This window comes from Sinomonas susongensis (assembly GCF_005877005.1).
GTDB lineage: Bacteria > Actinomycetota > Actinomycetes > Actinomycetales > Micrococcaceae > Sinomonas > Sinomonas susongensis.
The window spans coordinates 183,199-209,183 of record NZ_SSNH01000008.1 but is presented as its reverse complement, the minus strand read 5'-3'; the positions used below and the strand labels follow the sequence as shown (position 1 = coordinate 209,183).

22 protein-coding genes are annotated in these 25,985 nt (G+C 69.5%); 6 read left to right on the top strand and 16 right to left on the bottom strand.

The window, feature by feature from the left end:
* Nucleotides 1-194 precede the first annotated feature (194 nt).
* On the bottom strand, nucleotides 195-1,214 hold the full coding sequence (locus E6A21_RS12610; protein WP_138444506.1) for an acetylxylan esterase: 1,020 nt from the start codon (nucleotides 1,212-1,214) through the stop codon (nucleotides 195-197).
* A gap of 142 nt (nucleotides 1,215-1,356) precedes the next feature.
* Between E6A21_RS12610 and E6A21_RS12605 the strand changes: the two genes are divergently transcribed.
* Nucleotides 1,357-2,391 carry a LacI family DNA-binding transcriptional regulator gene (locus E6A21_RS12605; RefSeq protein WP_138444505.1) on the top strand — a complete coding sequence of 345 codons (1,035 nt, stop codon included), beginning with the start codon at nucleotides 1,357-1,359 and terminating at the stop codon, nucleotides 2,389-2,391.
* A gap of 21 nt (nucleotides 2,392-2,412) precedes the next feature.
* On the opposite strand, the gene E6A21_RS12600 is transcribed toward E6A21_RS12605, so the two are convergent.
* The 5 genes from E6A21_RS12600 to E6A21_RS12580 form a co-directional block, all read right to left on the bottom strand.
* A complete protein-coding gene (locus tag E6A21_RS12600; RefSeq protein ID WP_138444504.1) occupies nucleotides 2,413-3,846 on the bottom strand; it encodes a Gfo/Idh/MocA family protein in 1,434 nt (477 codons plus the stop codon).
* 178 nt (nucleotides 3,847-4,024) lie between these two features.
* Nucleotides 4,025-5,524 carry a rhamnulokinase gene (locus tag E6A21_RS12595; protein WP_138444503.1) on the bottom strand — a complete coding sequence of 500 codons (1,500 nt, stop codon included), beginning with the start codon at nucleotides 5,522-5,524 and terminating at the stop codon, nucleotides 4,025-4,027.
* On the bottom strand, nucleotides 5,521-7,566 hold the full coding sequence (locus E6A21_RS12590; protein ID WP_138444502.1) for a bifunctional aldolase/short-chain dehydrogenase: 2,046 nt from the start codon (nucleotides 7,564-7,566) through the stop codon (nucleotides 5,521-5,523). Before E6A21_RS12590 ends, E6A21_RS12595 begins: the two co-directional genes overlap by 4 nt.
* 85 nt (nucleotides 7,567-7,651) lie before the next feature.
* On the bottom strand, nucleotides 7,652-8,821 hold the full coding sequence (gene rhaI / locus E6A21_RS12585) for an L-rhamnose isomerase (RefSeq protein ID WP_138444501.1): 1,170 nt from the start codon (nucleotides 8,819-8,821) through the stop codon (nucleotides 7,652-7,654).
* A complete protein-coding gene (locus E6A21_RS12580; protein WP_138444500.1) occupies nucleotides 8,818-9,258 on the bottom strand; it encodes an L-rhamnose mutarotase in 441 nt (146 codons plus the stop codon). Before E6A21_RS12580 ends, rhaI begins: the two co-directional genes overlap by 4 nt.
* 169 nt (nucleotides 9,259-9,427) lie before the next feature.
* On the opposite strand from E6A21_RS12580, the gene E6A21_RS12575 reads away from it, so the two are divergent.
* The gene (locus tag E6A21_RS12575; protein ID WP_138444499.1) at nucleotides 9,428-10,525 is read left to right on the top strand and encodes a LacI family DNA-binding transcriptional regulator; all 1,098 of its coding nucleotides are present in this window, start codon (nucleotides 9,428-9,430) and stop codon (nucleotides 10,523-10,525) included.
* Here E6A21_RS12575 and E6A21_RS12570 read toward each other — a convergent pair.
* Complete coding sequence (locus tag E6A21_RS12570) at nucleotides 10,522-11,100, bottom strand: ArsR/SmtB family transcription factor (protein ID WP_138444498.1); 579 nt, start codon at nucleotides 11,098-11,100, stop codon at nucleotides 10,522-10,524. The two genes, E6A21_RS12575 and E6A21_RS12570, sit on opposite strands and share 4 nt — an antisense overlap.
* Nucleotides 11,101-11,140: 40 nt before the next feature.
* Nucleotides 11,141-12,412: an acetoin utilization protein AcuC gene (locus E6A21_RS12565; RefSeq protein ID WP_138444497.1), complete on the bottom strand. Its 1,272-nt coding sequence runs from the start codon at nucleotides 12,410-12,412 to the stop codon at nucleotides 11,141-11,143.
* Nucleotides 12,413-12,528: 116 nt separating this feature from the next.
* Between E6A21_RS12565 and E6A21_RS18185 the strand changes: the two genes are divergently transcribed.
* The 3 genes from E6A21_RS18185 (at nucleotide 12,529) to proC (ending at nucleotide 15,685) form a co-directional block, all read left to right on the top strand.
* Nucleotides 12,529-13,911 (top strand): TrkH family potassium uptake protein, encoded by a 1,383-nt coding sequence (locus tag E6A21_RS18185; protein ID WP_246036471.1) that lies wholly within the window; start codon nucleotides 12,529-12,531, stop codon nucleotides 13,909-13,911.
* Nucleotides 13,904-14,587: a potassium channel family protein gene (locus E6A21_RS12555; RefSeq protein WP_246036454.1), complete on the top strand. Its 684-nt coding sequence runs from the start codon at nucleotides 13,904-13,906 to the stop codon at nucleotides 14,585-14,587. The genes E6A21_RS18185 and E6A21_RS12555 overlap by 8 nt, the downstream gene beginning before the upstream one ends.
* 267 nt (nucleotides 14,588-14,854) lie before the next feature.
* Nucleotides 14,855-15,685, top strand: coding sequence for a pyrroline-5-carboxylate reductase (proC, locus tag E6A21_RS12550; protein ID WP_138444494.1), 831 nt, complete (start codon nucleotides 14,855-14,857; stop codon nucleotides 15,683-15,685).
* Nucleotides 15,686-15,733: 48 nt separating this feature from the next.
* Here proC and E6A21_RS12545 read toward each other — a convergent pair whose 3' ends face one another.
* The 7 genes from E6A21_RS12545 to E6A21_RS12515 all read right to left on the bottom strand — a co-directional run bounded on the left by E6A21_RS12545 (nucleotide 15,734) and on the right by E6A21_RS12515 (nucleotide 24,357).
* Nucleotides 15,734-16,594 carry a sugar phosphate isomerase/epimerase family protein gene (locus tag E6A21_RS12545; RefSeq protein ID WP_246036452.1) on the bottom strand — a complete coding sequence of 287 codons (861 nt, stop codon included), beginning with the start codon at nucleotides 16,592-16,594 and terminating at the stop codon, nucleotides 15,734-15,736.
* Entirely contained in the window at nucleotides 16,591-17,610 is a 1,020-nt protein-coding gene (locus E6A21_RS12540) for a Ppx/GppA phosphatase family protein (protein ID WP_171041386.1), read from the bottom strand. Before E6A21_RS12540 ends, E6A21_RS12545 begins: the two co-directional genes overlap by 4 nt.
* A 7-nt stretch (nucleotides 17,611-17,617) precedes the next feature.
* Nucleotides 17,618-18,151, bottom strand: a complete 534-nt coding sequence (locus E6A21_RS12535) for an SseB family protein (RefSeq protein WP_138444492.1) — start codon at nucleotides 18,149-18,151, stop codon at nucleotides 17,618-17,620.
* Nucleotides 18,148-20,916, bottom strand: coding sequence for a type I DNA topoisomerase (gene topA / locus E6A21_RS12530; RefSeq protein ID WP_138444491.1), 2,769 nt, complete (start codon nucleotides 20,914-20,916; stop codon nucleotides 18,148-18,150). The genes E6A21_RS12535 and topA overlap by 4 nt, the downstream gene beginning before the upstream one ends.
* A gap of 222 nt (nucleotides 20,917-21,138) precedes the next feature.
* Nucleotides 21,139-21,828 (bottom strand): ArsR/SmtB family transcription factor, encoded by a 690-nt coding sequence (locus E6A21_RS12525; RefSeq protein WP_138444490.1) that lies wholly within the window; start codon nucleotides 21,826-21,828, stop codon nucleotides 21,139-21,141.
* Nucleotides 21,829-21,889: 61 nt separating this feature from the next.
* Complete coding sequence (locus E6A21_RS12520) at nucleotides 21,890-23,506, bottom strand: DUF7059 domain-containing protein (RefSeq protein ID WP_246036450.1); 1,617 nt, start codon at nucleotides 23,504-23,506, stop codon at nucleotides 21,890-21,892.
* A 2-nt stretch (nucleotides 23,507-23,508) separates the two neighbouring features.
* Nucleotides 23,509-24,357, bottom strand: a complete 849-nt coding sequence (locus E6A21_RS12515) for an aldo/keto reductase (protein WP_246036448.1) — start codon at nucleotides 24,355-24,357, stop codon at nucleotides 23,509-23,511.
* Nucleotides 24,358-24,523: 166 nt separating this feature from the next.
* On the opposite strand from E6A21_RS12515, the gene E6A21_RS12510 reads away from it, so the two are divergent.
* Nucleotides 24,524-25,084, top strand: a complete 561-nt coding sequence (locus E6A21_RS12510) for a hypothetical protein (protein WP_138444487.1) — start codon at nucleotides 24,524-24,526, stop codon at nucleotides 25,082-25,084.
* Here E6A21_RS12510 and trhO read toward each other — a convergent pair.
* Nucleotides 25,074-25,979 carry an oxygen-dependent tRNA uridine(34) hydroxylase TrhO gene (trhO, locus tag E6A21_RS12505; protein WP_138444486.1) on the bottom strand — a complete coding sequence of 302 codons (906 nt, stop codon included), beginning with the start codon at nucleotides 25,977-25,979 and terminating at the stop codon, nucleotides 25,074-25,076. The two genes, E6A21_RS12510 and trhO, sit on opposite strands and share 11 nt — an antisense overlap.
* Nucleotides 25,980-25,985 lie beyond the last annotated feature (6 nt).

Below are 25,985 nucleotides of genomic sequence, written 5' to 3'. Positions count from 1 at the left end.
CCCCGAGCGTTCAGAGCCTGCCTGAAATGGCGAAGGGCAGGGACCGGAGTCCCTGCCCTGTCGGCTCTGAAGGTTGGTATGCGTGAATCTACGCTTGGCCCTCCAGAGCCAACGCAAAATACGCCTGCCAACACTTGATCATGCGAGTACCTTACGAGGTCGCTGCTGGCAGCGCAATTGTGACGAGGCAGTGCCTACGCGAAGAGCTTCCGCAGCCACGCGAGCTGGCGGACCACGTGGTGCTCTCCGCCGCCCTCGTGATTGTTGAAGGCGTACTCCTCGATCGACTTCTCCACCCGCACGCCGCCCTCAGCTGCCTCGCCATAGCGGTTGTACGTCGCATAGACGGTCGACGGCGGGCACGTGGTGTCCCGGAGGGCCACCGAGAAGTACGCCGGGACCCGCGCGAGCCTCCCCAGGTTGACGACGTCGAAGTAGGGCAGGGTCGCGAAGGCCGCCTCGACGTTGTCGCGGTGCCGCTGGAGGTAGTTCTCGAGCTCGGGGTAGGGCCCGGTCGTCGCGATCTCGAGCGCGCGGGGGTAGTCGGCGAGGAAGTTCACGTCCGGGAGGCACGCGACCAGGCCGTCGAGCCTTCCCGCCGCGAGGCCGGCCGCCGCAACTGCGAGCCCGCCGCCCTGTGAGCCTCCTTGGACGACGACGCGGGAGGCGTCGACCGCCGGGTGCGCCTGGACCGCCTCGATGGCACGCACGGCGTCGGTGAAGAGCCTGCGGTAGTAGTAGCTGTGCGGATCGCGGATGCCGCGCGTCATCAGCCCGGGGTAGGCGGTTTCTCCCGCGCTCGGATGCGGGTCCGGTGTTTCTCCGGTCTGGAAGCCGTAGCCCTGCCCCCGCGAGTCCATGATCAGCGTCGCGTACCCTGCCTGTGCCCACAGCGTGTTCTGATGCGCGAGGCCTCGCCCCCCGGAGTAGCCGAGATAGTGGACGACGGCGGGAAGCGGCTCGCGCTGCTGCCCCGTCCGCGCGGCCGGGAGGTGGAGCCAGGCCTTGATGGGGTCGCCTGCGTAGCCCGCGAACGTCACGTCGAATGTCTCGACGAGCGGGAGGTAGGTCTCGACCCGTTCGAAGCGGACGGACAGGGGATGCTCACGGGCCTCGGCGATGGTCCTCTCCCAGAAGTCCTCGAAGTCTTCAGGGAGCGGGCTGCTCCCGCGGTAGGAACGGAGCTCCTGCAGTGGCAGGTCGATGGCCGGCATGGGATGCAGTGTAGGCGGGGAAATCGGTTTCTTCTACGCCCGATACGGGGGGAAGCGGTTGCTACACTCGTCGCAGCGGGGCGCTGCGGGTGCTTTCGCCCCCGCGGACGAGCGGCCCTCCGGCGGCCTTCGAGGAGGACTCATGGCACGGATGAGCACGCGTCCGCCACAGCGAGTGACGATCGCCCACGTCGCCGAGGAGGCGGGCGTCTCCCGCGCGACCGTCTCCCGCGTGATGAATGGCCTCGCGACTGTCGACGCCGAAATCGGGAAGCGCGTGCGGGAGGCGGCGGCCAAGCTCAACTACTCGCCCAGCACCGTGGCCCGCAGTCTCGCGATCGGGCGGACCCAGACCGTGGCGATCGTGGTCCCGGACTTGGCGAACCCGATGTTCCAGGAGACGCTCCGAGGACTGAACCGGGCCGCGGCGCGGGAGGGATACCGCGTGCTGGTCGCGGATTCGATCGAGAATCCCGAGGAGGAGGTCATCCTCGCTCGGGAGGCACGGAGGCGGTGCGACGCGCTCGTGCTCGTCTCCCCGCGCATGGAACCCGAAGTGCTCGCCGAGCTCCTGCCCGAACTCTCGCCGGTCGTGCTCGTGAACCGCGAGAGCCCGGCTCCCGGGGTACCCAGTCTCGCCGTCGACTACGGCTCGGGCATCCGGAGCGTTGTCAAGGAGCTCGAGCGGCTCGGCCACCGTCGCATCGCCTATCTCGCCGGTCCCGACGGCTCGCACGGAAACCAGGCCCGCATGGCCGCGCTCCAGCCTCCGGTCCCGTCGGCCCCCCAGCCTGAATTCGTCTTCATCCCGTGCGGCGCAATGTTCGAGGACGGCTACCGGGCGCGCGAAGCAGTTCTCGGCTCGGGAGCCACCGCCGCAGTCTGCTTCAACGACCTGGTCGCGCTCGGCCTGCTCGGCGCCCTCCACGAGGAGGGCGTTGCCGTGCCCGGGCGCCTCTCGGTCACGGGCTTCGACGACATCCCCTTCGCCCGCTTCGCCTCCCCGGCACTCACCACGGTGTCAGTCCCCCAGACGCAGCTCGGCGAGCAGGCGTGGGCGCGGCTCTGGGACCTCCTCAATGGCCGTGATCCCGAGCACGACCTCACCGTCACGCCTCGCCTCGAAGTTCGGGCGAGTTCGGGGCCGCCGGCCGCCGAGGCGGCCAACGCCCCCTGACGACGGCGCCGTCGTCGGGACCTACGCCTGCGCCCCTGCCGCCTGCTCGTCCTCGAGGCTCCCGCTGCCGAAGGTGAGGGGCGCGCCGTCGTCCAACGGGACGCCGAAATCGGCGAGCCGTACTGCTTGGCCGGTGCGGAGGGACTCGTTGCCCCCGATCCCCACGAGGACGCTGCGGACGCCGTCGATATAGCCCGCTTGGCGGTGCAGCGGGTCGTCGCCCGGTCCGGCGAAGACGTCCGAGAGGAGCACCGCGTCGCCCCCGCCATGCCCGCCGTCGCGCTCCGGAAACTGTATCTCGCGGGCCGGTTCCCAATGGCGTTGGAGGAGGATCCGGGTTCCCTCAGGCCGTGCTGGCGCGGCGGCGCCCTCGGGATCAGCGGCGACGGAAGGATCCAGCGTGTGCCTGTCGGGAGAAACCGATCCCCGCTCGACGACCTCGATCTCCACCCTGCCCTCGGTGCCGTTGATCGCAACCCGGTAGCCCTCCCACGGCGAGTGGGCCACGAGCGTATACGCCATCGATGCCCCGCCGCGGTACCCGACCACGAGGCTCAGGTTGTCCTCGATGTCGATGCCTTCGCCGAAGACGTCGCGATCCCGGTGGTAGCCGTCGTCGCCCTCGGCCTCGAGGTACAGCGCGCGGAGCTTCCGGTCGGCGCCCAGGTCGAGGTTGAAAGGGTCGTCGCGGTCGGGGTTGTCCCGGCTCAGCTCGGGTCGCGGGCCCAGACCTCGCTCGGCGGCGTTCTCCGCCCCGTAGAAGCGGAGGCCGCCCTGCGCGTAGACGGTCTCCGGCACGTCGTCGAGCCACCAGTTCACGAGGTCGAAATGATGTGTCGACTTGTGCACGAGCAGGCCTCCCGAATTGGCCTTCCTGCGGTGCCAGCGGCGGAAGTAGTCGGCGCCGTGGACCGTGTCGAGGCACCACTCGAAGTGAACCGACGTGACCTTGCCGATCCTGCCCGACTGGACGATGTCCTTGAGGGCAGAGTTCCGCGGCGAGTAGCGGTAGTTGAAGGTCACGACGAGCTTCGCGGCCCTGCCGTCACGCGTGCTGCCCGCGGCGGCTCGGGCGGACCTGACGATGTCCGCGATGCCCCGGACCGAGGTCGTCATGGGCTTCTCGCAGATGACGTCGATGCCGCGGTCGAGCGCCGCGGTGACGTAGCGCGCGTGGGTGAAGTCGGGCGTCGTGACGATGAGCGCGTCCGGGCGCTCGACGTCGAACATCTCGTCCAGTCCGTCCGGACCGTAGTGGCGCGGCATGGGCCAGTCGGGGCGGCGTTCCGCGATCCGCGCGCCGTGGTACGCCATCCGGTGCTCGTTCGTGTCGACGAAGGCGACGAGGGAGCCGCGATCGGAATGAGGGCCCAAGAGGGCGTCGACGTACAGCTCGGCACGGGAGCCAGTGCCAGCGAGGGCATACTTCTTCCGCGGGTTGCCGCTGGATGCCATGGGCGGGGTCTCCTCAGTGAACGCGTGGATCCGCTCGGTAACCGGTTTCCGACCACCGTACCCCGGCGGAATCACCCCGCCAAGAGGCGCGGGGGCGCCGCCGCCGCCCGTCGTGGTTGGGGTTAATTATCTTTTGCACCCCACACGACGCGGGACCTGAGGGAAGGGAACGGCGGGTCTACGCCCGCACGGCTGTGTACTCGCGCGGCTGGGCGCTAGCGCGCACGGCGGCACGCAGGGCAGCGAGGCCGCCGCTGATGGCGCCTGCAGCCCGGGCCTGGACCAGCACGTTGCCCAGCGCTGTGGCCTCGACTGGGCCGGCGAGCACGGGCAGGCCCGTCGCCTCGGCGGTGAGCCGGCACAGCAGGTCGTTCTGGGATCCCCCGCCCACGACGTGGACGGCTCGCGGGCGGCGGCCCGAGAGGGCCTGTGCCTGCGCGAGCGTGCGCGCGTAGGCTGCGGCGAGGCTGTCGAGGATGCAGCGGACGACGGCGGCCGGGTCGCCCGGGAGGGTCCCGTCGCGGCGTTCGACGGCGGCCGCGAGCCGCGCGGGCATGTTCCCGGGGGCGAGGAACTCATCCGAGTCCGCGTCGACCTGCGGGCCGCCGGACGGGAGTGCGGCTGCGTCTGCCAAGAGCCTCCCGAGCGGAAGCTCTCGCCCTTCTTCGGCCCACTGGCGCTGGCACTCGCTCAGCAGCCACAGGCCGCCGACGTTCCGGAGGTACCGGATCGTGCCGTCCACGCCGCGCTCGTTCGTGAAGTTGGCCGCGCGGCTCGCCTCGCTCAGCACGGGCCCGTCGAGCTCGACGCCCACGAGGGACCAGGTGCCCGAGGAGATGTACGCGACGTCCTCCCCAGCCTCGGCCGGAACGGCGGCGACGGCGGAGGCGGTGTCGTGTGAGCCGACGGCCACCACAGGGGTGTCGGCCGGAAGCCCAGTACGCTCGGCGACGGCGGGCAGGAGCGTCCCGTACGCCTCACCGGGCGCGATGAGCTCGGGGAAGAGCCCCTCGGGAAGCCGGAGCGCGGCGAACAGCTCTGCCGACCAGGTCCCCGTGCTCGCATCGAGCAGACCGGTGGTAGAAGCATTCGTCTCCTCCGTGCGGCGCACGCCGGTGAGCCAGAACGCGATCAGGTCAGGGATCAGGAGCGCCTGCAGGCCCTCGAGGGTCGGCTCGGCGGCGAGCTGGTACAGCGTCGTGAAGGGCAGGAACTGGAGCCCGTTGACGGCATAGAGCCGCTCGGGAGGGACCGCCCCGTGAACCGCGGGAACCGTAGCGTCGGTCCTCGAGTCCCTGTAGGCGTGGACGGGGAGCCGGAGCGTGCCCGGGGAGTCCACGAGCCCGTAGTCCACCGCCCATGTGTCGATGCCGACGCTCTCGATCCGAAGCCCCCGCGAGCCCGCGAGGTCGGCGACCTTCGCGAGGCCCGTCAGGACCTCGGCGAAGATCCCACACACGTCCCAGCACAGCTCCGTCTCGCCTTCGCCGTCCACGCCCTCCAGCACCCCGTTCGGGAAGCGGTGGACGACTTCGAGCGCGACCCGGGGCGCGCCGTCGTCCGGGCCCGGGGAAACCGACGCGAGGATGACCCGACCGGAGGAGGCGCCGACGTCGACCGCCGCGAAGCAGCGCTCGACGGGGCGCTTGCCAGCGTGACAGGAAGGGCTCTCGTTCACCGGAGGAAGGCGGCGGCGACGCCGGCGTCGACGGGGATGTGCAGCCCGGTGGTGTGCGAGAGCTCGTTGCTGGTCAGGACAGCGGCCGCGTTCGCGACGTTCTCCGGCAGGACCTCGCGCTTGAGCAGCGTGCGCTGGGCGTAGTACTCGCCGAGCTTCTCCTCCGGGACCCCGTAGACGGCGGCGCGCTTGGCGCCCCAGCCGCCCGCGAAGATCCCCGAGCCCCGCACCACGCCGTCGGGATTGATCCCGTTGACGCGGATGCCGTACTCGCCCAGCTCTGCCGCGAGGAGGCGCACCTGGTGGGCCTGGTCGGCCTTGACGGCGGAGTAGGCGATGTTGTTCGGGCCCGCGAAGACGGAGTTCTTCGAGGAGATGTACACGATGTCCCCGCCCATGCCCTGGGCGATCATGGCCTTCGCCGCGGCCTGGGAGACCAGGAACGAGCCCTTCGCCATGACGTCGTGCTGGAGGTCCCAGTCCTTCTCGGACGTCTCGAGCAGCGGCTTGGAGATCGACAGTCCGGCGTTGTTCACCACGAGGTCGATCCCGCCGAACGCGAGGACGGCGGCGTCGACCGCGGCCGCGACCTGCGAGGCGTCGGTGACGTCCGCGCGCACGCCCACGGCGACGTCGGCGTTCCCGAGCTCGGCCGCGGCTGCCTGCGCCTTCTCGAGGTCCAGGTCGGCGATGACCACGCACGCGCCGTCTGCCGCGAGCCGGGTGGCGATGGCCTTTCCGATGCCCGACGCCGCGCCGGTCACGAGCGCGATGCGGGTCGCGTGCGACTTCGGCTTGGGCATGCGGGCGAGCTTGGCCTCCTCGAGTGCCCAGTACTCGATCCGGAACTTCTCGCTCTCCGAGATCGGGGCGTAGGTGGAGATGGCCTCGGCGCCGCGCATGACGTTGATTGCGTTGAGGTAGAACTCGCCCGCGACCCGAGCGGTCTGCTTGTCCTTGCCGTAGGAGAACATGCCCACGCCGGGGACCAGGACGATCGCGGGGTCGGCGCCGCGCATCGCGGGGGAATCCGCCTGAGCGTGGCGCTCGTAGTACGCCGCGTAGTCCTCGCGGTACGCCCCGTGGAGCTCCTTCAGGCGGGCGGCGCTCTCCTCGATCCCCGCGCCGGCGGGCAAGTCCAGGACGAGGGGCTTGACCTTCGTGCGGAGGAAGTGGTCCGGGCAGGACGTTCCGAGGGCGGCCAGACGCGGATGCTCGGCCGAGGCGAGGAACTCGAGGACACGCTCGTCGTCCGTGAAGTGGCCCACCTGCGGCCTGTCCGTCGAGGCCAGGCCGCGGATCACCGGGGCGAGCGCGGCAGCCTTTGCACGGCGCTCGCCCTCCGGGAGCGCGCCGTAGCCCTCGAGCGCCGGGCCGAAGGGTTCGGGACGGCCGTGGGCGGCAATGTACTTCTCGGCCTCGGCGATGATCCACAGGGAGTTGGCCTCTGCCTCCTCGCTCGTCGCACCCCACGCAGTGATGCCGTGGCCGCCGAGGATCGTCCCGATCGCCTCCGGGTGCTCCTCCTTGATCGCGGCGATGTCGAGACCCAGCTGGAATCCGGGCCGGCGCCACGGCACCCACACCACCCGGCCGCCGAAGACCTTCTCGGTCAGCGCCTCGCCGTCGGCCGCGGTCGCGATCGCGATGCCGGAGTCCGGGTGGAGGTGGTCCACGTGCGCGGCGTCGACAAGGCCGTGCATTGCGGTGTCGATCGACGGCGCGGCGCCGCCCTTTCCGTGCAGGCAGTAGTCGAACGCGGTGACCATCTCGTCCTCCCGCTCGACGCCGGGGTACACCGCCTTGAGCGCACGGAGACGGTCGAGGCGCAGGACCGCGAGGTTCTTCTCCGCCAGGGTCCCCAGGTCGCCCCCGGACCCCTTGACCCACAGGAGCTCGACCGGCTCGCCCGTGACCGGATCGGTCTCGGTCCCCTTGGCGGAGGTGTTCCCCCCGGCGTAGTTCGTGTTGCGCTTGTCGGCGCCCAGCCGGTTCGAGCGGGCGATCAGCTCGGCGACGGCCGGATTCTGCGTCTGGTTCATGGCTTCGGGGTTCCTCTGTGGGTTCGGGATCTCGGTGCAGGCCGGGCGGACTGGGCCAGGCAGGCGGCTGACGAGGGAGCGAGGACTACGCGCCCCAGCCCGCCTGCGTGCCGCCGACGCGGGTCTCGTTGATGAGCTTCTGGTAGCCCGAGGCGGCGTAGGCGGCGATAGGGTCGGCCGGAAGGCCACGCTGCTCACGCCACGCGGCAAGGGCGGGGCGGACGTCGGTGTAGAAGGCGTCCATGAAGATCGCATTCGCGCCCAGGACGTCGTGGTTCCGCTGGGCCTCCTCGAGGGCGGCGCGGTCGAGGAGCAGGGCGCGGAGCGTCATCTCCTGGACGTTGAGCACCGAGCGGATCTGCCCCGGGATCTTCTCCTCGAGGTTGTGGCACTGGTCCAGCATGAGGGCCACGCCCGAGTCCGGCCCGAGACCCCCGCCTCGAACGACCTCGACCATGATCCGGAAGAGCTGGAATGGGTCCGCCGCCCCGACGATGAGGTCGTCGTCGGCGTAGAAGCGCGAGTTGAAGTCGAACGAGCCGAGCTTTCCGAGCCGGAGCAGCTGGGCGACGATGAACTCGATGTTGGTGCCCGGCGCGTGGTGGCCCGTGTCCAGGCACACGAAAGCCTTCTCGCCGAGCGCGAGGGTCTGGGCGTAGGAGGTTCCCCAGTCCGGGACGTCGGTGTGGTAGAACGCCGGCTCGAAGAACTTGTACTCGAGCACGAGGCGCTGCTCCTCGCCCAAGCGCGCGTAGACCTCGGCCAGGGACTCGGCGAGGCGGTCCTGCCGCGCACGGATGTCGTCCTGCCCCGGGTAGTTCGTGCCGTCCGCGAGCCAGATCTTCAGGTCACGCGAACCGGTCTCGTCCATGATGTCGATGCACTCGAGGTGGTGCTCGATCGCCCGGCGGCGCACGGCGTCGTCTGAATGCGTCAGGGAGCCGAACTTGTAGACGTCGTCCTGGAACGTGTTCGAGTTGACGGTGCCCAGCCTGACGCCCAGGCCCTCTGCGTAGTCCCGGAGCGCCGCGTAGTCCTCGACCCTGTCCCACGGAATGTGCAGCGCCACGCTCGGGGCAAGGCCCGTCAGCTCGTTGACCTTCGCGGCGTCCTGCAGCTTCTCCTGGACCGTGCGCGGAGCGCCCGGCGTGCCGAACACCTTGAACCGCGTACCCGAGTTGCCGTACGCCCACGAGGGGACTTCGATCGCAAGGCTGTCGAGGGCCTCGGGAATCCGGACTTCGCTGGTGCTCATGCGTACTCTCCTGTGGTCGGTGCCGCGCCTGCGGCGGGTGAGCTCGGTTGGGGGGCAGCGGCGCGGTCGGCCGCGCTCTTGGCCCTGGCGGCCTCGAGCTGGTCTTCGAGGTTGAAGACTTCCTCGATCGTGACGAACGACTCGTCGGGGGGCGCTTCGATGCCGTCGAACAGGTCGGCCATCTCCGCCTGCCAGCGGGCATTCACCTCATGCGCAGCCATGCGGGCAGTGGCCGCTTCGAGGCTGTCCGTCTCGACGTACCCGATCAGGAGGCCGTCGGGCCGGAGGAAGAGGGAGTAGTTGCACCAGCCGGCGTCACGGAGGGCTTCGAGCATCTCGGGCCAGACCGCCGCGTGGCGCCGCTTGTACTCCTCGATGCGGTCGGGATCTATCTGCTGCTGGAAGCAGATCCGCCGCCGCCCTGCGGTCTCGCTCATGGTGCTCCCGGGGTTCGACGGCGACATTGTCGTCGCGGTGGATGGAACAGTTCGTGAATCGATTCAAAGCTGTCCTTACAGAGTAGGTCGGGGCAGCCGGCTTGGTCAACAGATTTGTCGGGGACGGCCGCGGAAGAGGCTCGGCTGCAAGGCGGGGTAGTCTCCCTGCATGAGCCACGCCCACCCTTCTTCCGCCGCGTCCCACGGGACTGCGAGCATCCGTGACGTCGCGGAGCTCGCGGGCGTCTCGGTGGGCACGGTGTCCAACGTCCTCAACCGCCCTGACATCGTCCGCCCGGCAACCGTCGAACGGGTCCACGCAGCCATCAAGGAGCTCGGCTTCGTCCGGAACGACGCGGCACGCCAGCTGCGGGCCGGCCGCTCGACCACGATCGGCCTCGTCGTGCTCGACGTCCGCAACCCCTTCTTCACGGACGTAGCCCGAGGAGCCGAGGACGAGGCTGGCCGCGATGGCCTCTCCGTCGTCATGGCGAACAGCGACGAGTCCCCGGAGCGCGAGGCGACGCACGTCGCCTACTTCGAGACCCAGCGGGTGCTCGGCCTCCTGATCTCCCCGATTGGCGACCTCGGCGAGCGCCTCGAGCGGCTCCGCTCGAGCGGCACGCCGGCAGTCCTCGTCGACAGGGTCGCGGGCGGCCGTCGCCTCAGCTCGGTTGCGGTCGACGACGTCGAAGGCGGTCGCGTCGCCGCCCAGCACCTGCTCGACCTCGGTCGGCGACGGCTCGCCTTCGTCGGCGGCCCCGCGGACCTTGCCCAGATGCAGGACCGACTCGCCGGCGTCGAGAGCGCGGTCGCGAAGGCCGAGGGCGCGAGCGTCGAGGCGATCGAGACGCTGGGCCTGGGGTTCGAGGACGGCCGTCGCGCCGCCCGCGCCCTCCTCGCCCGGCACGCCCCCGCCCGACCGGACGCCCTTGTAGCCGGCAACGACCTCGTCGCGATCGGCGCGCTCCAGGTCCTCATGGGCGAGGGCCATCTGAGGGTGCCCGACGACATGGCCATCGTCGGATACGACGACATCGACTTCGCGAGCGCCGCCGTCGTCCCTCTCTCTTCGGTGCGGCAGCCCCGGGATCTCATCGGCCAGACCGCAGTCCAGATCCTGCGCGAGGAGGCGGAGGACCCCTCGCTCGCCCCGAGGAACCTCGTCTTCAAGCCGGAACTCGTGGTGCGGGAGTCGACGGCGGGCCGCGCCTGGCCGCGGCCGAGCCCCGGGTCGGCCGGCGGGGTGGCACCGGCCCGAGCCTAGCCCTGCTGGCGGCCCGGCTCCCTCCGACGCCATTTCGGAAGATTGGCGATGATCTCGGCCGCACCCTTCGCGGCGCGCTCGACCGTGCGTTCCACGGTCCGTTGGATCTGCTGGGGACGCGTCCCAGCCGCTGCCGCTCCGACGCCCGCAGGCGAAGGGGCCAGTGGCTCGATGGGGACCCCTGACTGGAGCGGCCCCCCTGGCTGGAGCGGGGCTACGGGCTGGAGCGGTGTCCCCGCCTGGATGGGGGTCGCCGGGGAAGTCGCGGCGGCTGGCGGCGTCGAAACCGCCGGCGCTTCCTCGGGCGCGGGGGCCGACGTCGTCCACAAGGAAGTGAGCCAGCCGCCGACCTCGGCGAGCGGCTCGAGGCGGAGCGCGTAGTAGCGCTTCTGGCCCTCGGCGCGAGTGGTCACGAGGCCCGCGTCGCGCAGGACCTTGAGGTGCTTAGACACCGTGGGCTGGCTCGCGTCGAGGGCCTCGACGAGCTCGCCCACCGCCTTGTCGCCGGCGCAGAGCTCGCGAAGTATGTCCCTTCGCGTATGGTCAGCGATGACGGCAAAGATGTCTGTCATCATGCCTCAAGACTACCGACCTGAGAGGGTCTCGGCGCTCGCCTCAGTCGAACCACGGGTCCAGCCCGTGGAGGGGGAAGACTTCCTTCCGGGTCGCCATGATCGCACGGTCCACGGCGTCGTTGGGGTTGAAGCCGATCTCCCACGAACGCCACCATGTGTCGGCCTCCTCCCCCATGCTCTGCGGCAGGCCTTCGCCGGGCGAGAGCCGCTCGGGGTGATGCTCCCGGACGTAGTCGCGCCACGATTCGGGGATCGGGGTGCGCAGCTGGATGGGGTGGCCGGCGGCGATGCCCACGAGGTGCGTCCACACCCGTGGGACCACGTGGACGAGGTCGTAGCCCCCGCCGCCGGTTGCGATCCAGCGGTCCAAGCAGTAGCGCGCCGCGAGCCGTGACACCGCGAGGGCGGCCTCGCGCTGGGCGTCGATGCTCGTCCGGAGATCGGCGAGCGGATCCCGGGCGTGCGAGTCGCAGCCGTGCTGGCTCACGATCACGTCCGGCCGGAACGCCTCGACGAGCGGCGGGACGATCGCGTGGAACGCCCGCAGCCACCCGCCGTCGCCCGTTCTCGCGGGAAGTGCGACGTTGACTGCCATCCCCGCTGCGTCCGGGCCACCGACCTCCGACGGGAAGCCGGTCCCCGGGAAGAGGGACAGGCCGCTCTCGTGGAGGGAGATCGTGAGGACCCGCGGATCGTTCCAGAACACGGACTGCGTCCCGTCGCCGTGGTGGACGTCGACGTCGATGTACGCGACCCGCTCGATGCCCCCGTCGAGCAGCCGCTGGATGGCGAGCGCGGCGTCGTTGTAGATGCAGAAGCCGCTCGCATGGTCCGCCGCCGCGTGGTGCATGCCGCCGGCGAAGTTGACGGCGTGCTGCGCGCGGCCGCCGAGGACGGCGTCAGCCGCCTCGAGCGAACCGCCCGCGATGCGCGCACTCGCCTCGTGCATCCCAGCGAAGGCTGGGTCGTCCTCCGTGCCGAGCCCCCGCTCCGGCACGGACGACGACGGGTCCTCGCTCACGCGGCGGACCGCGGCAATGTAGTCGCGGGTGTGGACGGCGGCGAGCTCGTCGTCGCTCGCGATGTGGGGTTCGACGACGGTGACGCGCGGAAGGGAGAAGAGCCCGAGGTCCTCGCAGAGCCGGGCTGTCATGTCGAGGCGGCTCGGGTGCATGGGGTGCCGTGGGCCGAAGTCGTATTCGCACAGCGCCTCGGACCAGGCGACCCTGGTCTCGTAGTCCGGGCGCCCGGCCGCATGCGAGGCCGCGCCCGAGGCCGCGGACGAGTGCTGCGTCGGTGCGCCGTCGGACATAGGCTCAGGCTACCGGACCCGCATGGTTTACTGGTCCGGTACGGCCTTCGGCCGCCCAGAAGACCCGGCATGAAAGACGGTTGAGCGTGGTAGAGACGGAGTCGTCATGGCGGCCCATGCCGCCGCGCGAAAGCCTCGGCCCGCTGACGGGGCTGCGCGACTTCGTCGACCGGCTCGCCGCCTCGTCGCCCGCGCGTCTCGCGCTCCTCGCGTTCTTCAGCGTCATCGTCGTCTTCACGCTCCTGCTGTCACTTCCTTTCGCCTCCGCGGACGGCCAGGTGACGCCCCTCCACGAGTCGCTCTTCACTGCGACCTCGGCCGTGTGCGTCACGGGCCTCACGGTCGTCTCGACCGCCGCGCACTGGTCGGCGTTCGGGCACGTCCTGATCCTCCTGGCGATCCAGATCGGCGGCTTGGGCATCCTCACCCTCGCCTCGGTCCTCTCGCTCGCGATGAGCCGCGGCCTCGGCGTCCGCGGAAAGCTCATCGCCCGGGAGGCGATGAACAATGCCGGGCGCCTCGGCGAGGTGGGCGGGCTGCTGCGGGTCGTCGTCGTCACCTCGGCTGTCGTGGAGGGCGTCCTCGCGCTCTTTCTCGCGCCTGCGTTCATCGCGCAGGGCGAACAGTTCTGGCCGGCCGTCTGGCACGCCGTGTTCTACGCCATCTCGTCGTTCAACAACGCGGGCTTCACGCCGCACAGCAACGGCGTGGTGCCCTACCAGTACGACCTGTGGGTCCTCGTTCCGCTCATGGCCGGCGGCTTCATCGGGAGCCTGGGGTTCCCCGTGCTCCTCGTGTTCCTGCGCTTCAAGGCCCGGGCGCGCTTCTGGACCCTCCACGCGAAGCTCACGGTCGTCGTCTCGTTCATCCTGCTCGTGGTCGGCGCCATCCTCTGGGGCGCGATGGAGTGGAACAACGCCCGGACCATCGGCGGCATGCAACCCGGCGAGAAGGTCGTGCAGGCCGTCTTCGCGTCCGTCATGACGCGATCGCTGGGGTTCAACCTCGTCGACATGAACCACCTCACGCCGTCGACGCTCCTGCTCTCTGACGCACTCATGTTCGCCGGCGGGGGCTCGGCATCGACGGCGGGCGGCATCAAGGTCACGACCGTCGCGGTCATGTTCCTCGCAATCGTCGCGGAGGCACGCGGAGATCGGGACGTCCGCGCGTTCGGGCGCACCGTTCCGCAGGAGATCATGCGGCTGGCCATCAGCGTCATCGTCATGGCGGCCACGCTCCTCATGGTCGCGTGCATGCTCCTGCTCGCGATCTCCGGCCAGAGCCTCGACCGGGTCCTCTTCGACTCGATCTCGGCGTTCGCGACCGTGGGGCTCAGCACAGGCCTCACCTCCGAGCTCCCGCCAGCGGGCGTCTATGTCCTCACCGCGCTCATGTTCTTCGGCCGCGTCGGGACCATCACGATGGCGACCGCCCTGTCCCTGCGCCAGCGCAGATCGCTGTACCACTATCCGGAAGAGAGGCCGATCATTGGCTGACAGGAATCCCCCGGGACGACCCCACCCGAACGCTCCGGTCCTCGTCATCGGACTGGGCCGCTTCGGTGCTGCAACAGCCCAGCAGCTCGTCAAGCAGGGCCGTGAAGTGCTCGCGATCGAGCGCGACCGCGACCTCGTCGAGATCTGGGCCCCCGTCCTCACGCACGCCGTCCAGGCCGACGCGACCAACATCGAATCGCTCCGCCAGCTGGGCGCCCAGGAGTTCCGCTCGGCCGTAGTGGGCGTGGGGACCTCGATCGAGTCCTCGGTCCTCATCACCGCGAACCTCGTGGACCTCGGCGTCGAACACCTCTGGGCGAAGGCGATCACGCCCTCGCACGGCAAGATCCTCTCCCGCATCGGCGCCAACCACGTCATCTACCCGGAGGCCGACGCAGGCGTGCGGACGGCTCACCTCGTGAGCGGCCGCATGCTGGACTTCATCGAGTTCGACGACGACTTCGCCATCGTCAAGATGTACCCGCCGAAGGAGACCCAGGGGTTCACGCTCGCCGAGTCCCAGGTGCGGGCCAAGTACGGCGTGACGGTCGTGGGGGTCAAGAGCCCCGGCGAGGACTTCACCTACGCGCAGCCGCATACGAAGGTCAGCAGCCGCGACATGCTCATCGTGTCGGGCCACGTCGACCTGCTCGAGCGGTTCGCGGCACGGCCCTGAGGGCGTGGCTGCGCTTCGCTCGGTCGTCCCTGCTTAACGAGTAAGGCGCTGGCTTAACGAGTAAGGCGCTGGCAGAAGCGGGGAAGGTGGGGGACCAATATCCGCGTCTGCCAGCGCCGTGCGGCCGCTTGGGGGAAGCGGCCGCTCCATCACTCGCACCCTGTGAGGTGTCTACAACACTAGGAAGCCTTCTTGAGAATAGGCCTTGGCGAAGATGTGAACAGGCTGGGAATGCACGTCCGGGGCGACGGCTGGCAGGATGGGGACATGAGCAACAAGATCGCCTTCCTGGGCTGCGGCTCCATGAACGAGGCCATCATGGCCGGCCTCCTGGCAGCTGGCTTCCCCAAGACCGACGTGACGGCGACCGTCCGTCGCCGGGAGCGCGCGGCGGAGCTCGCCAAGCGCTACGGCGTCACGGTCATGGCCACGGGCGAGGAGGACGACGCCAACCAACAGGCGGTCCGCGGCGCCTCGCTCGTCATCCTCGGGGTCAAGCCCGTGGGCATTGCCGACCTCGCGCGCGGGATCGCGCCCGCGCTCTCGCCGACGGCCGTCGTCGTGAGCGTCGCCGCGGCGGTCTCGATTGCCCAGCTCGAACGGGCGCTGCCCGCCGGGCAGCCGGTGATCCGCACCATGCCGAACACGCCCGCCAGGCTCGGCCGCGGCGTCGTCTCCGTCTCCGGAGGAACGCATGCCCTGCGGGAGCACATCGAGAAGGTGAAGGGCCTCTTCGACAGCCTGGGGCTCATCATCGAGGTTCCCGAGGACCAGGTGGACGCAGTCAGCGCGGTGAGCGGGTCCGGCCCCGCCTACGCGTTCTACCTCGCCGAGGCAATGGCCGACGCCGGGACCCGACTGGGCCTGGACCCCGACCTTGCGCTGCGCCTCGCACGCGAGACCGTCGTGGGGGCGGGCTTCATGCTCGCCGAGCCCGGGGCCGACCCGATGGCCCTGCGTCGCGCTGTGACAAGTCCCAACGGGACCACGGAACGCGCTATCGCGACCTTCGAAGAGCGGGGCCTCCCCGGCATCATCGCCGACGGCGCTCGCGCTGCGGCGGAGCGTTCGAAGGACATCACCCGCGAACTCGGCTGAGCGCCGGTCCTGGCAGCACCGGTCCTGGCGACGGCGTGCCTGGCGGCGTTAGCGCGCCCGCTGCTGCGCACCGCTCCGATCGGTGTGCTGCCCGAGGTGCTTCCGGGCGAACTCGAGGGTCGCGGCTAGCATTTCCTCGCGCTCCCCTGCGAAGCGGGCCTTGCGGGTGCTGATCTCTGCCACGATCACGCCGTCGAACGCCGTGTCCGCAAGGTAGGCGAGGCATTCGGCGACCCGCTGCGTGCCTTCGCCGGGAAGCAGGTGCTCGTCCCGGAACGACGCGCCCGAGCCGTCCGTGAGGTGGATGTGGCGCACGGTCTCGCCGAGGGCCTTGAGCGCCTCCAGACTGTCCTCCCTGGCCGTCGCGGCGTGCGAGAAGTCCCAGGTGACGTCGCGGTAGCCCTGGCCTACCGGGTCCCAGTGCGGGAGATACGCTCGCGCATCGCGCCCACGGACCCGCCAAGGGTACATGTTCTCGACCGCGATGTGCACCTCGTACTCTTCGGCGAGGTCGCGCACCCCGACCGAGAAGCCGTCGGCGTAGCCCGTCTGCCACCGGAACGGCGGGTGCACGACCACGGTGTCACAGCCCACCTCGCGCGCCATCGCACACGACCGGCGGATCTTGTTCCACGCACCGCCCCACACCTGCTGCGTGAGCAGGAGAGTCGGCGCGTGGATCGACACGATCGGCTGGTCGTAGCGTTCGGCGAGCTGGATCAGCGCTTCCGGCGCCTGGCTCGTCGCGTTGTTGGTCACCATGACCTCGACCCCGTCGTAGCCTAGGTCGGCCGCGCAGGCGAACGCGTCGTGGACGCTCAAGGGGTAGACCGAAGCGCTCGAGAGCGCCACCGGGACCTCCGGGATTCCGTCCGACTTCCGCCACTGCGGCTGGTCGGCCCCGCTCACCGGGCGCTCCAGGCCGGGTGCTGCATCTCGCTGCGTCGGCGCTCGCTCGCTATCGGCCGGATGTGGTCGGGCGGGGCGAGCGGACCGTCGAACACGAGCTGGTCGAGCCGGCGCAGGATCAGCCCCTCCCGAAGGGCCCATGGACAGATCTCGAGCTCCTCCACTTCGAAGAGCTCCAGCGCCGCCTCGGCGACGAGCGCCCCGGCGAGGAGCTGAGGCGCACGCGCCTCGGAAACGCCCGGCAGGTGGATCCGGTCGCACGAGGACATCGCGGAGATCCGCTGCGTCCAGATCCCGAGATCGGTGCGCTGCAGGACCCGGCGGACGTAGGGGCCAGCCGCGCTCGGCGCCGCCCCCGCGATGCGGGCCAGGGAACGGAACGTCTTCGACGTGCCCGTCACGAGCGTGGGCTGGCCGAGCTCCTGGAACGTGCGGACGACCGGCTTCAGGGTCGACCGGATGTACCGGCGGAGTTCCTTGACGGATTTCGCCGTGGGCGGGTCATCCGGGAGCCAGTCCCGCGTGAGCCGCTGGGCGCCGAGCGGCACGGATTCGGCGATGTCCGGGAGCGAGTCGTTGCCCATCGCCATCTCGAACGAACCCCCGCCGATGTCGAGGGAAAGGATCTTCTCGCGTCCCCAGCCATACCAGCGGCGGACGGCGAAGAAGGTCATCGCGGCTTCCTCACGCCCGGTGAGTTCTTGGAGCGTCACTCCCGTCTCGCGGTGGATGCGCTCGATCACGGCCTCCCCGTTCGCCGCCTCGCGGATGGCCGAAGTGCAGAACGCGAGCAGATCCTCGGCGCCGTTCTGCCCCGCGAAACCCCACGCCTCATGGACGAAGTCGAGGAGCTCGCTCTGGCCCTTCTCGCTGATGCTGCCGTCCTTGTCGAGGTGCTTCACGAGGGAGAGCGACCTCTTGTGGGAGGCGAACGCGACAGGCTGCGCGCCGGGATGGGCGTCCACCAAGAGCAGGTGCACGGTGTTCGAACCGATGTCGAGGACGCCTAGACGCATGAGCCTATTATTCCCTGCCCGTCCCTGAGTCGCTGTCCCGAGCCGCCTCGATCTCTTCCTCGGTCGCCGGCCGGAAGTCGTTCAGGATCGCGGCGACCTGCTCGGCCGCCAGCTCGAATCCGAAGGCACTGCCGGGATTGAGGACCACTCCGAGTTCGCTGCCGAGGTTCTGGAGGAGCACCGCGCCCTGTGTCGTGACGACGGTCGGGGCGTGCTCGAGGAAGTCCGAGCGGATCCGCGCCGTGTCGGTGAACGCCGCGACGAGCGGATTGCCCTCCGAGTTCGTCAGCACGAGCGGTTCAACGTATTCGGTCTGCCCGGGGACCGGCTCCGGGACGAGGAGGCACACGAGGCTGTTGAGGAACACGAGAACCGGCTCCGAGCTGTCCGTCTCGCCCTTCGAGGCCGCCTCGAGCGCCGCCTCGAGGTCATTGAGGGGCGTCGGATCAAGGTGGGGAGCGGACGACGGCGACGGTTCGGCGCCCGCCGTCGTCGCGCCGTCGTCCGCGCTCGCCTGGGGAAGCTCCTGCTCGTTGCTCATTTGGCTCCTGCCTTGGCTCGGGTGCCGCCGGCCGTGCGGCGGGGGGCCCGCTTGGCCGGTCCCTTGGCGCGCTTCTCGGCGAGGAGCTCGACGGCGCGCTCGCGCGTCAGCTCCTCGATGGCTGTGTCACGGGGAACCGTGATGTTCGTGACGCCGTCCGTGATGTAAGGGCCGAAACGGCCCTCCTTCACGACGATCGGCTTGCCGGACTCGGGGTCGTCGCCGAACTCCGCGAGCGGCGCGGCCGCCGTGCGTCCGCCGCGCGTCTTCGGCTGCGCATAGATCTTGAGCGCTTCCTCGAGGGTGATCGTGAAGATCTCGTCCTCGCTCCCGATGGACCGTGAATCGGTGCCCTTCTTGAGGTACGGCCCGAAGCGTCCATTCTGAACCGTGATGACGTTGCCTTCCTCGTCGTTGCCCAGGACGCGCGGCAGGCTCATGAGCTTGAGCGCGTCGTCGAGCGTGACGGTGTCGACGCTCATGGACTTGAAGAGGGACGCCGTGCGCGGCTTCACCTTGGTGGGCTTCTTGGGCGGCTTCGGCTTGCCGTTCTTGTAGTACTCGACGGGCTGGGCGGCCAGCTGCTCCGCAGACGGCTCAGGGATGACCTCAGTGACGTAGGCGCCGTACCGACCGTTCTTGGCGACCACGGTGTGGCCGGTGTGCGGATCGGTTCCGAGCACGCGCTCCTCGGGACCAGCGGTCTCCATGAGCTCCCGCGCCTTTTCGGCCGTCAGCTCGTCGGGTGCGAGGTCCTCGGGGACGTTCGCCCGTTCCGGCGCGCTGCCCTCGGGCGCATCGGCGGGCAGCGGCTTCTCGAGGTACGGGCCGTACTTGCCGACGCGCAGCACGATCCCCGGCGCGATCTCCACGGAGTTGACCTCGCGCGCGTCGATCTCGCCGAGCCCGTTGACGATCGTCGTGAGGCCCGGCTTGCCCTCGCCGCCGAAGTAGAAGTCGCTGAGCCACTCGGCCCCGGCCTGCTGGCCGGCTGCGATGCGGTCCAGGTCCTCTTCCATCTCCGCCGTGAAGTCGTAGTCGACGTAGTCGTGGAAGTAGTCCTCGAGGAGCCGCACCACCGAGAAGGCGATCCAGCTCGGGACGAGGGCATTGCCGCGGGTGCGGACGTAGCCGCGATCCATGATCGTCGAGATCGTGGCCGCGTACGTCGACGGCCGCCCGATGCCTCGCTCCTCGAGGGTCTTCACGAGCGAGGCTTCGGTGTAGCGCGGCGGCGGGGACGTCTGGTGGCCGTTCGGGGTGAGCGCGAGGGCGTCGAGCGGCTGGCCCTTGCTGAGCACCGGGAGGCGGCCGCCGTCGGCTCCCCCTCCACCGTTCTCGGTATCCTCGCGGACCTCGTCGCGCCCTTCCTCATAGGCGGCGAGGAAGCCACGGAACGTGATGACGGTGCCCGAGGCCGAGAACTCTGCGTCGCGCCCCGCAGCCTCGCCGGAGCCGGCGACCGCGCCGAGGCGGACCGTGGCCGTCGAGCCCTTCGCGTCCTCCATCTGGGAGGCGACGGTGCGCTTCCAGATGAGCTCGTAGAGGCGGAACTCGTCGCCGCGGAGCTCCTTGGCGACCTGCGCCGGCGTGCGGAACGAGTCGCCCGCGGGGCGGATGGCCTCGTGTGCCTCCTGCGCGTTCTTCGCCTTGGAGGCGTAGACGCGGGGACGCTGCGGAATGTAGTCGGGGCCGTACAGTTCCGAGGCCTGGCGCCGTGCTGCACCGACCGCCTGATCGCTCAGGGCGGTCGAGTCGGTACGCATGTAGGTGATGTAGCCGTTCTCGTACAGTCGCTGCGCGACCTGCATCGTCACACGGGCGGAGAACCGGAGCTTGCGGGCCGCCTCCTGCTGGAGGGTCGACGTCGTGAACGGAGCGGCGGGGCGCCGGGTGTAGGGCTTCTCCTCGACCGAACGGACCGAGAACGCCGAGTTCTCCAGGCCTGCCGCGAGGGCTCGTGCCGCGACCTCGTCGAGGAGCACAGCGTTCTTGGCCGTGAGGTTCCCGCGATCGTCGAAATCGCGTCCCGAGGCGACCTTCCTGCCATCCACGGCCGCGAGGCGCGCTTGGAAGCGCTGGCCGGCAGCGCCGTCGTCGGATCCCTGGGCCTGGGGGGCGAGGGTCGCCGTCAGGTCCCAATAGTCCGCGGTGCGGAACGCCATGCGTTCGCGCTCGCGTTCGACCACGAGGCGTGTCGCCACCGACTGCACACGGCCCGCCGAGAGGCCGCTCGCAACCTTGCGCCACAGGACGGGAGAGATCTCGTAGCCGTACAGGCGATCGAGCACGCGGCGGGTCTCCTGCGCGTCGACGAGCGATTCGTCCACCTGGCGCAGTTCTGCCATGGCGCGCTGGATCGCTTCCTTCGTGATCTCGGGGAACGTCAGACGGTGCACCGGCACCTTCGGCTTGAGCACCTCGAGCAGGTGCCACGCGATGGCCTCACCCTCGCGATCACCATCGGTGGCGAGGTAGAGCTCGTCGGCGTCCTTGAGCTTCGCCTTGAGCTCCGCGACCTTCTTGCGCTTGTCAGGCGAGACCACGTAGTAGGGCTCGAAGTTGTGCTCGATGTCCACGGCGAACTTCCCCAGCGAGCTCTTCTTGAGCTCGGCGGGAAGGTCCGACGGCTGCGGCAGATCGCGGATGTGGCCCATGGAGGCATCGACCACGAAGCCCTCGCCCAAGTACTGGGCGATGGTCTTGCTCTTGGCCGGCGACTCCACAATCACGAGCTTCTTGCCGGATCTAGCCTTCGTGGCCACGCTTCTCCTCAGGACAACAATCGATGCAGGGCAGGCGGCTCGAAACCACCTGCGGCGCGACGGCCCCATCAACTCGACGGCGCCCCTGCGCAAGTCCCTAGTTCACCATACGACGGCGCTCGGCATGCAAGTGGGGGCGTTCGCGGTGTGGATAAGGCGACCCAGATTACTGCTGGACGGGACAGGCTGATGGCCGGCAGGACCACTGCCCGGCAGGACGGGTCACACCGGATTCGCCGTAGCGGCCTTGGTTGCCGGTCGCCGCACAGGCGGCCTGCTCGTTGCCGGCACATCGACCGGCTCCCGCACCTCCGGAAGCATTGACCACAGCACGTACATGCGCTCGGTGCCCGGCGGGGTCGCGTCGATCTCCTCCTGGTCCTCGACAGAAGCCTGGTCGAACTCGTCGAGGAGCTCGGACATGCGCCGCTTGAACTCCGCGCGCTGCTCGAGGCTCAGCTTGAGCACGTTGCCCGAAACCATCATGACCGGCGACTCGTCCGGTTCCCCGCGGCGGCGTGCCGCGTCGCGATGCTTGGCGTGGCTCGCGATGCGCTTGCGCAGGGCATCGAGCTCCATATCGACGATGGCGAGCCCCGGCGTCTGGCCGGTTGTCGCCGTGTCGAGGTTGAGGTCGGTGCCAGCCGCCTTCCAGCGCCGCTCCCGGCCGTCGCCGTCGTTCGGCGCGTCCACGACGATGCCCCACTTCTTGAGCGCCCTCAGGTGATAGCTCATCGCGCTCGGTGTGAGCCCCGTGAACGCAGCGAGTTCGGTCGCCGTCCAGCTCTTCTGGCTCGAGTAGAGCTCATTGATGGCCGCCAGCCGTGCTCCGTGGGCCAGCGCCCGGATCGCCTTGGGGTCCGTGATCCGTACGGGGTTCTCGGTGCGTGGACTGCGCTTCTTCTCGCTCATCTGCTTCTTACTTCGTGGGTCGTGGCTGTTATTTACGCCACATCTCTCCAAGGATGTCAAACTATGCCTTCACAAGGAACCCGTCCAAGGTCAACTCCCTCACCTGAAGCATGAGGTCGCGCCGAAATTCCTCGTCGTCGCGCTCCAGCAGCGCGCCGAGCGCTCCCGCAATCTGCCCGACGCTGAGGTCGCCGTCGCAGGCCGAGACAAAACCCGCCTGCTCGGTGCTCAGCAGTGACGTTCGGCGGAAGCCCGCTCCCTGCCGCAGGAGGATGACCCCGGGATGTTCGGCCCCCGGCCTCTGGTGACGCTCCTCCGTGACGTCGTCCGCCACCACGAGATGGGCGGCAGAGAATCCCTCCGGCCCGAGGCCCTCGAGCCAGTCTGCGCGCTCGACGGTCGCCTGCCAATGGGGGCCGATCGGCTGCTCGAGAGGATGGCCCAGCTCTTCATAGCGGTCGAGGCGCGCCTGAGCGGCGCTCGGACGGCGGAACCACAGCATGCCGAATCCGATTCCTGAGACGTTCCTCGACGAGAAGTCATCGAGGTAGGCCGCGTACGAGCGCGTGTAGGAGGCAAGGTCCCGCTGCTCCGACGCGTCCTGGAGCCACGTCTCGGCGTACTGCTCGGGACCCACGAGCTCGCGCTGGACCACCCACGCATCGAGGCCGGCCGGAACCCACGAACGCACCCGGTCGTGCCACGCGGCGCCCTCGCCGACCTCCCAATTGCCCAGCATCTGGGCGGTTCCGCCCTCCAGAAGGACGTCTGCAAGGCCCGAGACCAGGTCCGCTACCAGCTGGTCCCCCGCCAGCCCCGCGTCACGGTAGGTGAACCTGTCCTCCGCGGTCTCACCCTGCAGACGCGGCGTGATCACGAAGGGCGGGTTGGAGACGACCATGTCGAAGCGGTCTCCCGCAACCGGCTCGAGCAGCGATCCGAGCCGAAGCTCAACGCGCTCGTCCAGGCATTCAGGGTCAATCGCGAGAGTCTCGGCATTGAGCAGGAGGTTGAAGCGCGTGAAGGCCAGCGCCCGCTCAGACACATCGGTGGCGACGACGTGACGTGCGTGCCGCAAGAGGTGGAACGTCTGGATTCCGCACCCAGTCCCGAGGTCCAGGGCCCTCTCCACGGGGCGCCGCGCAGTGGACTGGATGAGGGTGGCGGAGGCTTGGCCGATGCCCAGCACGTGGTCCTTCCGGAGGACGCCCGTCCGCTGGTGCGCTGCGAGGTCGGAAGCCACCCACAGATGGAATTCTCCCCCGCCTTCGTCCCAGGCGTAGGGACGCAGGTCGACGCTGGCACGCAGCGCGGGGGCAGCTTGCTCTCGGGGCTCCTCCACCGCCTCCTCCGCGAGTCCGAGCTCGAGGAGACCCTCGGCCCGGAGGGTGGGGAAGGCTCCTTCGAGTTCCTCTGCCCCAGCGCTTTGACCGAGGAGGAAGAACCGCACCACGGTGGCCAGGGCGCCCCTGCGCGCGGCCGCGCCGTTCTGGCTCTGCCGTTCGAGCGCGACGAGAGCAGGAACGATCTGGTCTCGCGCGAGCGCGGCATGAGCTGCCGGCCCGAGGAGGTCCGCAACACCATCGACGGTGTAGCCCAGACCAGCGAGATCTGCGGCGAGACGCCGAAGGAGGACAAGATTTCCCGAATGGGGCACGTCGATGGGCCGGGCACCCACGCTCAGGCCTGCGGCATCTGGCTGAACGCCGCGGTGGCGGGATCAGCTCCGATGCGCGAACCGGAGTCGAGGGCGTCGATGACCGAGATCTCCTCCTGCGTGAGCTCGAGACCCGCGGCGGCGAGGTTCTCGCGCATGCGGTCCGCACTGGTGGTCTTGGGAATCACGATCGTGCCGTGGGCGAGATGCCACGCGAGCACGACTTGGGCGGGAGTCGCATCGTGGGCGCGAGCGGCCTTGGCCACGGGTTCCGCTTCGAGATCCCTGCCCTGGCCGAGCGGGCTGTAGGCCTCGACCGCGACCCCCGCATCACGCGTCCGCTGGGCGGTCGCAGGCTGCTGGAAGGTGGGGTGGAGCTCAATCTGGTTCACAGCCGGCACGATGTCCGTTTCGCCGAGCAGGCGGTCCAGATGATCCGGGAGGAAGTTCGAGACACCGATGGACCTCGCCTCTCCGCGGCTGTAGATCTCCTCGAGTTCCTTCCACGCGGCCACGTAGAGGTCTTGAGAGGGAACGGGCCAGTGGATGAGGTAGAGGTCGATCACATCCAGTCCGAGGGCCCGTCGGCTCGCGTCGAAGGCTTCGCGCGGTTTGCCTTGTTCTCCGTTGCGGAGCTTGGTCGTGACGAACACATCCTCGCGGGCGATGCCGGTCGCGCGGAGGGCCGCGCCGACCCCCGCCTCGTTCTGGTACGCGGCGGCCGTGTCGATGTGCCGGTAGCCGACCTCGAGCGCCGCTTCAACGGCCGCCTGGGTCTCGGCCGCAGGCACCTGGAACACGCCGAACCCCAACTGCGGGATCTCGACGCCGTTGTTGAGGGTCACATTGCTGACTGCACCGCGCTCGCCCACGGAGACTCCTTCACTGAAAGACGGGTGTTTGTCCACGCTACAACGAGTTCTCGACTGCCTTCGCCCCAAAACCTCCCCGTTGTGGACAGCCAACGGGCGCCACATTTCGCCTCTGGCGCCGGGGAGCGGGCGAGCGCATGATCGGAAGAGGACGAGGAGGTGGACCATGCCGCTCCTGGGTCCGAGCATGAAGCGCCGAGGCCCGCGCACCGCTTGGACAGTGGCTGCACTGGTTGCGGCCGCGGCTGGCCTCTCCGCCTGTGCCTACTCGTACGACGACGGCCTGCCGCCCCTCGGCGAGCGCTCCACGCCGTCGTCAGCCCCGCCTGCCCAGACCCTCCGACCGCTGCCCGCACCGGCTGCGACCGATCCGCCGCTGCGTGATTGGACCCCGGACATGGTCGCGTCGTGGGCCGAGGCCGCCCTGCCCGACCAGAAGGGCCTCTCTTTCGGCTTCGGCTACGGCATCGTCCTCGAAGGCGAGCCGGTCGTGTCGAGCAGCGCCGTTCCCGCCGGGACGATCACGCTCGAATACGAGTGCCGCGGCGGCCCGGCTGCGCACCTCTCCCTCGAGCTCGGTGGCATGGCAGTGGTCGACGCCGACTACGCCTGCGGGCAGGTGTGGGTTCGGACTTTCGTGGCGCCACAGGATTCGGTCGCCGACGTCACCTCGTCCGCAGTAGCGGGCAGCGCCGCTGCCTACGTCTACCGCGTCGTCAAACGCTGACTTCGGAAGCACAGCCGCTCGGGCAGCGAAGCGGTTCTCCGTCGCCCGCGCAGTCAGGGCAGAACAGCGTGAGTTGGCGGCATGCCGGATTCTCACAGTTGTGATATTCGCTCGTCGGCGCGGCGCAGCGAGCGCATTCTCCTATCTCGACTGCGTGCTCGCTGAATTCCACGTGCATTCTGCGGTCGAAGACGTAGAGAGAGCCCTCCCAGAGGCCGGCGTCCTGGAAGGCCTCTCCGTAGCGGACGATGCCGCCGTCGAGCTGGTAGACCTCCTTGAAGCCGCGGCGGCGCATGAGGGCCGAAAGGACCTCGCAGCGCACACCGCCCGTGCAGTAGGTGACGACCGGCTTGTCCTTGAGGTCGTCGTACACGCCTGAATCGAGTTCGCGGATGAAGTCGCGGGTCGTTTCGATCTCGGGCACGACTGCTCCCTTGAACCGGCCGATCTGGGCCTCGAAGGAGTTCCGCCCGTCGAAGAACACCACGTCCTGCCCCTCGGCCCGCTGGGAGTCGACGAGCTCGTGGAGTCCTTGCGGGGTGAGTCGCGTTCCGCCGCCGACCACGCCGTCGGCGTCGACCCGAAGCTCGTCGGGAGCGCCGAACGAGACGAGCTCGGGGCGGACCTTGACGCTGAGGCGCGGGAAATCCTCCGCGCCGCCTTCGGACCATTTGACGTCGATTCCGTGGAAGCCGGGGTACTCCTTTGTCACGCGCACGTACCGTTTGACGGCGCCGAGTTCACCGCCCACCGTGGCGTTGATTCCATGGGACGAGACGATGATCCGTCCGCGCAGCCCCAGCCCCTCGCACAGCGTCCGCTGCCACAGCCGCACGGCCTCGGGGTCAGGGAGTGGGGTGAAGCAGTAGAAGAGGACGATTCGGTTCAAAGCCACGCATTC